The organism is Flavobacterium franklandianum (genome assembly GCF_007097365.1).
Lineage (GTDB): Bacteria > Bacteroidota > Bacteroidia > Flavobacteriales > Flavobacteriaceae > Flavobacterium > Flavobacterium franklandianum.
Map to the genome: position 1 here is coordinate 1 of NZ_VJZR01000028.1, position 11,401 is coordinate 11,401.

Annotated in this window: 16 protein-coding genes; 13 read left to right on the forward strand and 3 right to left on the reverse strand. The window is 32.6% G+C overall.

Annotation, left to right across the window (positions count from 1 at the left end):
• Nucleotides 1-130: 130 nt before the first annotated feature.
• Complete coding sequence (locus tag FNW17_RS15845) at nt 131-835, reverse strand: hypothetical protein (protein ID WP_144072160.1); 705 nt, start codon at nt 833-835, stop codon at nt 131-133.
• A 317-nt stretch (nt 836-1,152) separates the two neighbouring features.
• On the opposite strand from FNW17_RS15845, the gene FNW17_RS15850 reads away from it, so the two are divergent.
• From FNW17_RS15850 to FNW17_RS15875, 6 genes are all read left to right on the forward strand, one after another.
• Nucleotides 1,153-1,713, forward strand: a complete 561-nt coding sequence (locus FNW17_RS15850; RefSeq protein ID WP_144072161.1) for a hypothetical protein — start codon at nt 1,153-1,155, stop codon at nt 1,711-1,713.
• 166 nt (nt 1,714-1,879) lie between these two features.
• Nucleotides 1,880-2,329: a WapI family immunity protein gene (locus FNW17_RS15855; protein ID WP_144072162.1), complete on the forward strand. Its 450-nt coding sequence runs from the start codon at nt 1,880-1,882 to the stop codon at nt 2,327-2,329.
• Nucleotides 2,330-2,518: 189 nt separating this feature from the next.
• Complete coding sequence (locus tag FNW17_RS15860) at nt 2,519-3,592, forward strand: sensor histidine kinase (protein ID WP_144072163.1); 1,074 nt, start codon at nt 2,519-2,521, stop codon at nt 3,590-3,592.
• Complete coding sequence (locus FNW17_RS15865) at nt 3,589-3,987, forward strand: response regulator (protein WP_144072164.1); 399 nt, start codon at nt 3,589-3,591, stop codon at nt 3,985-3,987. Before FNW17_RS15860 ends, FNW17_RS15865 begins: the two co-directional genes overlap by 4 nt.
• Before the next feature lie 323 nt (nt 3,988-4,310).
• A complete protein-coding gene (locus tag FNW17_RS15870) occupies nt 4,311-4,691 on the forward strand; it encodes a hypothetical protein (RefSeq protein WP_144072165.1) in 381 nt (126 codons plus the stop codon).
• A gap of 27 nt (nt 4,692-4,718) precedes the next feature.
• A complete protein-coding gene (locus FNW17_RS15875; protein WP_185965315.1) occupies nt 4,719-5,045 on the forward strand; it encodes an immunity protein Imm33 domain-containing protein in 327 nt (108 codons plus the stop codon).
• Nucleotides 5,046-5,153: 108 nt separating this feature from the next.
• On the opposite strand, the gene FNW17_RS15880 is transcribed toward FNW17_RS15875, so the two are convergent.
• Nucleotides 5,154-5,645 (reverse strand): thermonuclease family protein, encoded by a 492-nt coding sequence (locus FNW17_RS15880; protein WP_144072167.1) that lies wholly within the window; start codon nt 5,643-5,645, stop codon nt 5,154-5,156.
• 97 nt (nt 5,646-5,742) lie between these two features.
• Here FNW17_RS15880 and FNW17_RS15885 point away from each other — a divergent pair, with 97 nt between their 5' ends.
• The 4 genes from FNW17_RS15885 (at nt 5,743) to FNW17_RS15900 (ending at nt 7,575) form a co-directional block, all read left to right on the forward strand.
• The gene (locus FNW17_RS15885; protein ID WP_144072168.1) at nt 5,743-6,546 is read left to right on the forward strand and encodes a hypothetical protein; all 804 of its coding nucleotides are present in this window, start codon (nt 5,743-5,745) and stop codon (nt 6,544-6,546) included.
• A gap of 68 nt (nt 6,547-6,614) precedes the next feature.
• Nucleotides 6,615-7,067, forward strand: coding sequence for a DUF5675 family protein (locus tag FNW17_RS15890; protein ID WP_144072169.1), 453 nt, complete (start codon nt 6,615-6,617; stop codon nt 7,065-7,067).
• A gap of 12 nt (nt 7,068-7,079) precedes the next feature.
• The gene (locus tag FNW17_RS15895) at nt 7,080-7,343 is read left to right on the forward strand and encodes a hypothetical protein (protein WP_144072170.1); all 264 of its coding nucleotides are present in this window, start codon (nt 7,080-7,082) and stop codon (nt 7,341-7,343) included.
• Nucleotides 7,333-7,575 carry a hypothetical protein gene (locus tag FNW17_RS15900; RefSeq protein ID WP_235893295.1) on the forward strand — a complete coding sequence of 81 codons (243 nt, stop codon included), beginning with the start codon at nt 7,333-7,335 and terminating at the stop codon, nt 7,573-7,575. The genes FNW17_RS15895 and FNW17_RS15900 overlap by 11 nt, the downstream gene beginning before the upstream one ends.
• Nucleotides 7,576-7,760: 185 nt before the next feature.
• On the opposite strand, the gene FNW17_RS15905 is transcribed toward FNW17_RS15900, so the two are convergent.
• Entirely contained in the window at nt 7,761-8,183 is a 423-nt protein-coding gene (locus tag FNW17_RS15905) for a DUF6943 family protein (protein WP_144072171.1), read from the reverse strand.
• A gap of 1,423 nt (nt 8,184-9,606) precedes the next feature.
• On the opposite strand from FNW17_RS15905, the gene FNW17_RS15910 reads away from it, so the two are divergent.
• The 3 genes from FNW17_RS15910 to FNW17_RS16415 all read left to right on the forward strand — a co-directional run bounded on the left by FNW17_RS15910 (nt 9,607) and on the right by FNW17_RS16415 (nt 11,106).
• Nucleotides 9,607-10,407: a type II toxin-antitoxin system antitoxin SocA domain-containing protein gene (locus tag FNW17_RS15910; RefSeq protein WP_144072172.1), complete on the forward strand. Its 801-nt coding sequence runs from the start codon at nt 9,607-9,609 to the stop codon at nt 10,405-10,407.
• Nucleotides 10,404-10,751, forward strand: a complete 348-nt coding sequence (locus FNW17_RS15915) for a hypothetical protein (protein ID WP_144072173.1) — start codon at nt 10,404-10,406, stop codon at nt 10,749-10,751. The genes FNW17_RS15910 and FNW17_RS15915 overlap by 4 nt, the downstream gene beginning before the upstream one ends.
• 181 nt (nt 10,752-10,932) lie before the next feature.
• Nucleotides 10,933-11,106 carry a hypothetical protein gene (locus tag FNW17_RS16415; RefSeq protein ID WP_086440623.1) on the forward strand — a complete coding sequence of 58 codons (174 nt, stop codon included), beginning with the start codon at nt 10,933-10,935 and terminating at the stop codon, nt 11,104-11,106.
• Nucleotides 11,107-11,401: the final 295 nt, after the last annotated feature.

Genomic DNA, 11,401 nt, shown 5'->3' on the forward strand with positions numbered 1-11,401 from the left:
GTTTCGCATCAAGTTTTCGTTAAACCGAAAATTGAGCGGTTACGAACTTCCAGCCATCTCAAAGTGGCAAAACGTTGGTGGTCAGCTTACAGCCAAACTGCATCAGACAATACTAATCTTAAAAAGAGCATTATATTATTTTTATTTTTGAAAGAATAGTGTTGAACATTTGTAGACGTTCACTATCCAAAGCTTCAGAAATAGCAGCAACTCTAATTTTATAAACTGAATAGTCTAAATCAGAAATTTCAAAAATGTTTTCTGTATCTTTTAACAAAGTATAATCATAATCGACACTTGAATTTAGAAGATTTAAAACTCGTTGTTTATAAATTATATTATCACAAACTTTTATTACTTGTGCGTATTTTTCTAATGCACACATTGAAATACTTATATAACTTTTTAAATTATTTTCCTCTTCGTGTTTTTTAGCCTTATCACTATAATTATTTGCAATCTGAAAATATAAATCTAACTCTAATTTACTTAACCGCTTATGTTGTTTATCCCACTTGGCTTCCTTTTCCTTTATATCATTCTCTATCTCTGTTTTTGTTGTCCTGAATTTTTGGACTACGTTTGCGAAAGTGAAAAGAGCGACAAAACCAACAATAATAGGAAAGACAACAAGAAGTAACGTTGTGTCGGAAGATTGCTGTTTTATGTAATAGTCTTCTTTGAATGTTTTTTCTGAATTGAAATCTATTCCATTTTTGTTAAGTGTATTTATCCTACTTTCTAAAACGTTATTATCGTGATGAGTTACAATTGCATTAACCAAAAGCAATATTATACAAAAACTATACAGAAAGTGAAGTAAAGTATTTTTCATAGTGTAGAAATTAAAAACCAAAAGTAATAAAAATAAAGTTAAATTAGCGGTGGAAAAGCGTAGTGGAAAACAAAGCCGAACCACCAACAGCGGTTTTGCAAGATGGCGAAAACTCTTGTAAAATCACGATTATTCTTCGCAATAAAAAAATAAAATAATTATAAATCAAGTGCTTACGAAATTCGCCACCTCGCAAAGCCGCAGAACGTTGGTGGTCAGCTTCGAGCGACCGAAAAGAAACAGAATAATATTTTTCATAATAATTTATTTTAAATTAATTAAATATTAATTTTCCGAGATAACAAAACCAAAAAAATATGCGTGTATTCGGTAAATTAAAATATAAAAATGAAATTATCAATTGTAGTTTAATAATTTCAAATGGAAAAATTTACGAATTAGACATAACTGACACAGGTTCTTTTGATTTTATTTCAAACATCAAAGAGCATAGTGAAGATTATGTACTTGAAAAAATAATCGACACTAAAAATTCTCCTGCTAATTCAAATTACTTTTTAAAATATTTTGGAGGTTATAAAAAACCATCTTTGATTTACTTAAAATTAAACTGGTTTGAAAAATGTAAATTGGATTTTGCAATGAAGCAAACTCTAGTTCAGTCAAAAGACATTAAAATTGAATTAGTAAAATACTCACTTACAATCGTAATTAGCTTTGTGTCAGGAATTATTTATGAGAAGAGCCATTCTGAAATAGCCACACCTGCAACAACTCCTAAAAATGAACCAATAACAGGAACTAAAAGTTCCCTAGACACCAAAATTTTAAAAATCGACAATAAAAAAGATACTATCATAATAAATAATTTAAAAAACACTTCTCACTTGAAAGGTGGAGAAACGAAACCTGAATAAATTGTGGTGAAAAAGCCGAACCACCAACAGCTGTTTGTGGCTATTGTGGGATTTAGTGGAATTACCGTTTCGCATCATATTTTCATTAAACCGAAAATACTCTGGTTACGAAATACCACAACAGACCACAAGCAGCAGAACGAACGTTAGCAACAATGTCAGAAAAATGAGCGAAGAAAAGACACATTTTGAAATATCTGAAAGTGGAAATTTAATCCGAATTGAATTAATTGGATTGAATCATCCGAACGCAGAATTGGATTGGGACAAAAATTGGATAAGAGGAATTGTTAACGTAAAAGCCGGAGCATTTTCTGGAGAATTCAAAGCAGATTTTATGACTGTAGATTTTGTGAGTTTTAAAAATGAACTGGCAAAACTATATGAAAAACTAAACGGAATAGCAACATTTTACACTTTGGAAGAACAAGTTATGGTAAAAGTTGTGGGTGATGGAATTGGACATTTGAAAGCAGATTGCGTTGTAATGGATAACGCTGGAATTGGAAACCGATTAGAGTTTGAAATTGATTTTGACCAAACTCACATTCCAAAAATATTAAACCAACTTGAAAGAATTACGGCAAAGTTTCCTCAAATTGGGAAATTAAAATAATAAACACTGTTGCTAACAGCCGTTTCTCGCAATTGCGAATTTTGCTGTAAGTTCACGTTTACGTTTCGCAATAATTTTTATCTTTAACAGAAAATAAAAAGTTCCGAAGTTCGCAACTGACGAGAAGCGGCGGAACGTTATGCCTCATTGTAAAGACACCGTAAATCAACACAAAACTCGACAGAAAAAATGATTACAAAAGAAACAGAAAAACTAGACTCTATTGTTAAGAAACTTAAATTAGAATTAAGTGGCGTTTTAATTGAACTGGCTTTCCAAAATCAAGAAAAAGAAAATCGAGCTTTGGAACTAGCTATTGCAAATAAAGAACTGATATTCCAAAATCAAGAAAAAGAAAATCGAGCCTCGGAACTAGCTATTGCAAATAAAGAACTGACAAATAAAGAACTGATATTCCAAAATCAAGAAAAAGAAAATCGAGCCTCGGAACTAGCTATTGCAAATAAAGAACTGGCTTTCCAAAATCAAGAAAAAGAAAATCGAGCTTCGGAACTAGCTATTGCAAATAAAGAACTGGCTTTCCAAAATCAAGAAAAAGAAAATCGAGCTTTGGAACTAGCAATTGCTAATACACAACTTATAGATTTCTGTAACATTGTTTCTCATAATTTAAGAGCGCCACTTGTAAACATAAGTATGTTGGTTGATTATATTGAACTAAGCAAAGATGAAGAGGAAAGTAAAGAACTTTTTGGGAAAATTAAAACTGTAATCAATTATTTAAATGAAGTCTTTAACGAATTAGTGGAATCACTTCAAGTAAGGCAAGATTGTGAAATTAAAACTGAAAATATAATTCTAAAAGACTGCTTAGAAAGTGTTCTTATTGGATTTGAAGCCCAAATAAATTTGTACAATGCAGATATACAAATAAATTTTAATGATGTTTCTGAAATATCTTTTCCACAGAAATATTTAGACAGTATTTTTACAAATCTTATTAGTAACGCATTAAAATATAAATCATCTGATAGAAATCCTGTTATTAAAATTAAAACCGAAAAAATAAATGGCGACATTGTATTATCAATTGCCGACAATGGTTTAGGGATAGACTTAGTAAGGCATAAAAACAAACTTTTCAAAATAAGAAAAACATTTCATTCGCATCCCGATGCAAAGGGATTCGGTTTGTTCATAACAAAAACACAAGTGGAGGCAATGGGTGGAAAAATATGGGCTGAAAGCGCCCTCGGCAAAGGCAGTACATTCTTTATTAAATTTAAACCAAAAAGCATATGAACACTATTAGAACACTATCAATTATTGACGATGATGAAATCTTTGTTTTCCTAACAAAAAAAGCCATCCAGCAGACGAATCTTATTAACCTGATTAAGGTTTTTGGCAACGGATTAGATGCCATAAATTTCTTAAAGGAAAATATTGACAATCCAGCTTCACTTCCTGAAATCATCCTTCTTGACCTTTCAATGCCCATAATGGATGGGTGGGAATTTCTTGAAGAATACCTTTTATTTATGCCAAAGCTCAGTAGGAAAATCACTATTTATATTGTTACATCTTCCATATCTCCGTTTGATATTGTCAAGGCAAAAAGCATAAGTGCTGTTACCGACTTCATTATTAAACCAATTACCAAAGAAAAACTGATAGACATCATTAAAACACTATAAGTACTCACAAGACATCAATACATTTTTAGAAATCAATTTGGAGCAAATTATTTTTTAAACAACACCCTTTTATTTTTACGAACTGCGTATAACGACCAATGTTAATTGACTTGAAAAACAATAATATGGTACACCGAAATAATTATGAATTAGACGGATATATCAGGACAGAAAAAGAACAACGAAGGCATAACAGCACCTACCCAAAATGCGGGGTTTCGTGTTCCAAAGACAGTTTTGTGGTAAAAGTCCCGCCCTTCGGGTAGCTGCAAAACGTTGTGCGTTATTTTCGAGCGACAGAAAACCTAAAATAAAATAGAAATATGAGTTGGGAAATTGTATTATTTAATTCAGTACAAAATTTAGTTTCTTTAGAAAATCTAAACGAAGATTTACTAAAACCAATTGATTTTGACAAAGTATTGAAATCAAAATTTGTAAACATAAAGAAATCCGAAAATCATAACGAAATTATTGGAAAAGATTTCTCGGTTGAATTTTTTAACGATGAAGAATTGGTTAGTAATAAAATGTTAAGTATTTACGGCGAAAATGGATTGTTTGAATTAATAAGAATTGCCAAAGAAGAAAATTGGCAAATTTATGATAGCGGAATTGAGAAAATGCTGAATCTTGAAAAACCTGAAGAAAATGGTTACGGAAATTTCAGACAATATTTGAAAAATATATTATCAACTGAATAAATGAAACAACTTTTAAATATAATTATTATGCTATCATTTTTAGGATTCGGAAAATCGAATGCTCAAACTAAAAAAGAATTTAAAGATCCATTGAATACAGCCGTATTTACAACAAAATATGTTATCGAAGAAAATAAAGATATCACATACGTAACTCACGAATTGGAAGATGGTTCGTGGCAGTTTTTTAGTGATGATAAATTCGAAGATTTCACAAAAGTTGCATTATTAGTATCAATAGAAAATATAATTAAAAGAGACAAAACTGTTTTAGAAATTGCAGACTTACCGCTGGGTTGTTATGCAAAAAGAAAAAACAGAACTGAAAAATGGGAAATTTTTAAAACAAAATAAAAAAAACAACGCACAACAGCTGTTTAGTCTTAATACGCTTGTGAAGTATATATTTTATTGGTACTCACGAAAATTAAAATTCCTTTAGTACAACATAAGTACAACAAATCAAAAACTTTTTACAAAGCTATATATACCAGTACTGTTAAGCTGCGCTTGGCGGTTCATTGCTTGGTATTCCGCTAATCGTCCACAGTAATAATTTTGGGTTGCTTTTGCATACCCATTGATCAAAAGCAAATCATTCAAACATTCTCCTCCTGGTAATATTACATATCCCAATTGCCTGTTCCAGTAGTCGTAATAGTTCTCCTGTTCCGTAATGATTGTTACAGCCGTTTTGGGAGGTGCAACCGACAAAACGAAGTGCAAGGATTGCAAACCAAATTGGAGCAATAATTGGGCAGGCAAACTACTTTTCTCCTCGTCCTCTTTCATCTTTCTATTAATCTTTACTTCTGGTGCATCTAAACCATAAAGACGGATTTCTTTTTTCATTTGAGTGAAACGATTGCAAATGATTATGCTATCTCCGTCAAGGACTTCTTCAATTTGCCAATGGGTTTCCACTATGTACGGTGCTTTTGCATTGTATTGCATTGATTTACAGTATTTTAAGTTATTGATATTCAAAGATAATCATTGAAATTTGTCTTATGAATTTAATCTAATTATTAACTTTTTAAATCTTAAAAAAATGGCAAGACAAAAAGGTGTTATCAAGTATGTTGGAACTCTTGGAGATATCCGACACTTCAAAATTAAAGGACAGGAAGGCTATTTCGCTGGAATGATTGGCGGACCAACTGGCGACCAAGTTTTGACTGCTCCTGAATTTGAGAGAACTCGTGAGAATATGAACGAATTTGGCGCTTGTGCCAAAGCTGGGAAATCTGTTCGAACTGGTTTATCTCAAGTGATGAAACAAATGGCCGACAGCCAAGTAACTGGAAGATTAACTTCTATTATGAAGAAAATCAACCTTGAAGACCAAACGGAAGCCAGAGGTTACCGTAAAATTGAAATCACAACACAAAGAAATTACTTAAAAGGGTTTGAGTTTGACAAAAACTCTTCATTCAATGGAATTTTCAACGCTCCGTTTTCATTAACTCATACCGTTGGTAGAGAAAGTGGCGAATTTGTAGTTGATGCTTTTAACCCAGCGAATTTGGTTAATGCTCCATCTGGTGCAACTCACTTTCGTTTGATTACTTCGCTTTCCGTAGTGAGTGATTTTGAATACAACGCTACCACAAACAGCTATGATCCAATGGATGCAGCTTTGAATGAGGTAAACGATATTCAATACAGTGGTTTCTTGGATTTGTACGCTCCAGTTCCTGCTACTACAATTACTGCAACTTTACCTGGTGGAGTTCTTCCAACAGTTAATACTTCAGTATTGCAATGTATCGGAATTGAGTTCTACCAACAAGTGGGTGCAAACTTTTACTTGTTCTCCAGTGGTAACTGCTTGAAAGTCGAGGACGCTTTTTAGAAAAAAACCTGAATAATCCCTCGCTAAAAGTGAGGGATTTTTTGTTTAATCTCAAATCTATCAAAATTATGGAGACTAAAATAATAAGAGTAGCCCAAGGCAAAGAAAGCACTTTGAGCCAGTTGTACATCAACGGAATTTTCCAATGTTATTTGTTAGAGGATAAAATTAGAGAAGTGAAAATAGCTTCACAAACCGCCATTCCAAAAGGTGTTTTTAGTTTGAAGTTGAACACTTACGGAGCTAAAAATGTGGATTACAAAAAAGCATTTGGAAAGCTGCACGAGGGAATGATTGAAATTACTGGTTTGCCAAACTTCAGCTTTGTATATATCCATACTGGAAACACTATCAAAGAAACTGCTGGTTGTCCGCTTTGTGGTTTTGGTTTCCAATTTGTTGATGGCAATTATCAAGTTACTCAAAGTGTTACAGCTTACAAAATGATTTATCCAAAATTGGTTGCATTGGCAAAAGTTGAAACCAATACAATGATCATTGAAAATAATTTTCAATTCTAAAAAGTCCAAACAATGGAAAACATCAATAACATCACGGTACTTTTTGGAACACTTATCACTTTGTTACTGTCGGTTGTGGCTTATTTTATCAAGCAATTACACACCGATTTCAAGAGTATGGAAAAAGATTTGATTGAAGTTAAAACAATGGCTTTAATCATCAAAACAGAGTTCAAAAGTGGTAACGACTTACTCAACCAAAAAGTAGAATATTTAGAAAAAAGAGTAAATAACATCGAATTAACAATTTATAAAAATCAAGATTATGAAAAATAATAAAATGAATTTAGTAGAAAGAACCTTGGCACCAACTCCAAAATGGTTTAAAATTTTGAGAACTGTTGGAATTGCTTTGGCAAGTGTTGGTGGAATTATCATCGCTTCGCCTATTGCTTTACCTGTTGGATTGGTTTCGGCTGCTGGTTACTTGGTTCTGGGTGGTAGTATTATTTCAGTAGTTTCTCAAACTGCTGTAAAATCGGAAGAAGAACCGAAAACAAACCCTTAAAAACGTTTAATAACCACCTTGAAAGCTCCATTTTTTGGAGCTTTTTTTGTTTTTAGCAGTCAATAAAAGTAGATTGCTTTGCTTTTCTTCGATTTATTTAAGTGGTGCAATCATATTGCACTTATGCGTTGGTTTGCTTGGGAATAAGGCGCAATCAATCCTAGTCCAGTTGGACCAGGATTGTTTTATTTTCTACAGTAACGGTATAAAATGGCTCTGCGAAGGTCATTTATGAGCATCATATCTTCTTTGTATTGTTTTTCTTTTTTCTCCAGAAGTTTGAGAGCTGCAACATTTTTTTGGTGCTGCTCGTGTTCCACCATCATTAAACTGGCTTGTGGATTGAATTCTTTTTTGAAATCTGGAAGACGCAAAAACGGAATAACCGAACCTACTAAATGCTGGTGCCAGAATTTTGTTTGCCATAAACTATAAGCAATGAAAAAAAGGCTTTCGCAGTCCTCTTCGTTTTGAAAAATGACTACAAAGCTGTTTGTAAATGCCGTTTTCTGTGGCTTACCGCTGTTCATCCCCTTGTTAAGCAGGAATAAATGGGGTTTTGAGTAAATTGTTCCAACTCGGTGGGTTTTGATTATAAAATTCATCATACGTTCCGTTTTAAGATGATGTGCCTTGCTACCACAAGCCACACATAAAATTTTTAAAAGAAAAAAAGAAAAAAAAGAAAGTCGTACTTCAAGTGGAGGTTTCAAGAAAAACAAGTTTTTTAGAAAAAATACTACCCGATACATCATCGGAAATGTGAGCGTGAAATCGGAAGTGAATGTTGTTGCGATACGGTATGGGTGGAGATTTTTTCTAAAACCCGAAGGGCTTGAACTTTTTTTTCTTGAAACCGGAACTTACCTTTACTTTCTTTTATTTATTTTTTTATTTTCCTTTCGAACGAGATGTTCTTGATGAAAACGGAACCAAAAAAGGTTGATTGGATAACTGATGTTCTTCGGAAAGGGTATTGAATTTTAAAGCAGGAAAAAGAAATATTAAATCGATTCCGAATATTTTTCTGCTTTAAAATTTAATACTCTTTCTTACGGTTTGATTTTGTGTGTGTGATAAATTGCTTTATCGGAATTGTGAACTTTAGAAGTAAAGTTGTAAAGCAATTTATTACACTTACAAAAACAATGAAAATACTTTTTCCTAGTGCGATGAGGCAGTAGCGCAAGTAAGTGTGTCTTTTTTTATTTGCTTAACGAGATGTTTCTGATTGATTTTACTATCGGCTTGATGCGAACACTTCTTAAAAATATAGGTTTGATTTTTAAAGTAAATAATCCACTGAAACCGCTAGGCATCAAGCCGATGGAAAATCAATTTATTTTGTATTTGTGGCAAATAAAAAAAGATACTCTTACTGGCTCTTTCTTGGTTTTGTGGGTGTTGTAAATTGCTTAATCCGAAATTATGAATGTTAGAAATAGAGTTGATAAGCGATTTACAACACTTACAAAAGCAATGCAAATACTACCGATTTAAGCGTAAAGTTGTTAAAAACAGTTACCGTGAACGTTCTTGAAAGCAAGTATAACCGTAAAGTTTCCGATGAAATGGCGAACGTTGTTAAAGACAGTGGCGAAGGACGGTGTTTTTTGTAGCTGGGTGATGCGATGGGAGCTGCAAAAAATGTTGTCCTGGAGCCACTGGCTAGCGCGTTGGGTGTGGCGGCTGTTTTACATAAATGATATTATAGCTTCATTGCAAAAACCAAAAAAACAATATAAAAGCTTTGTAATGAACTATAATACTCAATTATGTAACACAGCTTGGGGAAAAAAATTACTGGCGCGAGTTGCGAAGCGTACGTGTTTTTTCTAAAAACCGTGCCAGTAATTTTTTTTTGAGCGTTGGCAAAGAAGTGGCAACTGAAATGTAAAACGTTCTTTTTACCATAAATCCTTTTTTTAAAGATTATGAGTTGATTAAACTATTGTTTTAAATTGAAACATAATTTTGTTTTATATTAAAACATTTTATATATTTGTACCCACTAACTAATATCTCAAAATTATGATTTTTCAAATATCACAAGTTCAAATTGGACAACGTATTGTTGAGTTAAGAAAGAAAAAACAACTTTCACAAGAAGACTTGGCTAAAATTGTTGGAATATCTAGACCTTCTATAACTCAAATTGAGTTGGGTAAAAGAAGTTTAAATATTATGGAACTACAAAAGTTTGCTCAAGTTCTTGGTTTTTCACTTGACGACTTTATGTCAGAGGACTTTACATCAGAAGGTTTGCTTATTTCAGAAGAAACTGAAAAGCCAAAAACTGTAAATGAGAGAATATCAGTACCAACTTTACAAATAGGTAAGTTTAAAAATGTGCTATTGTATATTTTGGAAAGGTGTGCCGGAAAACCAAATGTAGGAGAAACTGTTTTATACAAGCTTTTGTATTTTTCTGATTTTAATTATTATGAATTATACGAAGAGCATCTTACTGGAGCGAATTACAGAAAACTACCTTTTGGACCAGTGCCTCAAAACCTAGATACTATTATTTCTCAAATGATTGATTTTAATCAAATACAACGTGTAAAAACAGAATATCACGGTTATCCTCAAACTCGTTATTTACCATTAGAAAAAGCTGATTTAACAGCGTTTAAAGCTAGTGAAAAAGAGATAATTGATAGAGTAATTGAACAAATGAGTGATTGGTCGGCTTCTGCGGTTAGTAATTATTCGCATAAAGACATTCCTTGGATGGCTTCAAAAGATGGAGAAGAAATTAATTACGAATTGGCTTTTTATAGAGAACCTCCTTTTTCTGTAAGAAACTATGAAGAAGAAGTTGAACTATGATTGTATTTGAAGAAATAGATCCATTTAAGAAAGATTTTAAAGGTATTTTGAAAAAGTATAAGACTTTAAAGGACGACATAGAAGTAGTAAAGAAAGTTTTGGAAATTTTACCTGATGCAAGACCTCCTTTTAGTTTTAGAATTGACAACCTAGGAATTGAAAGCTGTGTTATTAAAGTAAAAAAAATAGCTTGTAAATCCTTAAAAGGAAATGGAGTTAATTCAGGATTGCGTTTAGTTTATGCTTATTTCAAAGACGACAATAAGATTGTTTTTATTGAAATGTATCATAAAAACGATAAGGAGAATGAGGACAGGGATAGAATTATGAATTATTTCAAATAGAGAAAAAAAATAACCGAAGCAAAAAGGAATAGCGCTTCGGTCGGATGAAATGAAAGTTTGACCGCTCTATATTTCTTCTGCAAAAGTAATAGAATTCTATTTATTACCTAATTATTCCTTGGGTATTTAGCCAAACGCCTCAGTATTAAAAAGTTTGGTTAGACAAAATCATTAAAAAGCTATGGCTAAAAATGGTAAAGTTGGAGACGGACATCGTAATGGTGCTGTAAAAGACCGTAGTCAAACTTATAATCCAAAAACGGAGCAGTGGGTAAAGCGTGATGCTGACACAGGTCGTTTTATGGATGTTAAGCAAGATGGTACTCCGTTCAAAGGTGTTACTAAAGAAAAGTAACATTAGGTAGCTGATTGAACACGGCTTGGTGTTGTTCGGAATTCTATTAACCAAAAAATTAGTTAGATGTACACATTTAATAAAATTAAAACCAGTGAGCAAGCATCACTATGCCATAAGAGTAATTGCGTTACTGTTTATGGTGAAACTGCTAAATTTGTCAATAGTGTTGTTGCAGTTGCAACTGTGTCAATTGCCTTGATTTTGATTATAAGGGCAATGAATTACCCCGAGGCAGAGCCTCGAGGTATCGTGTTACTCGAAAGTTAACCGTAGCTGGTTTTTGTTAAACGAT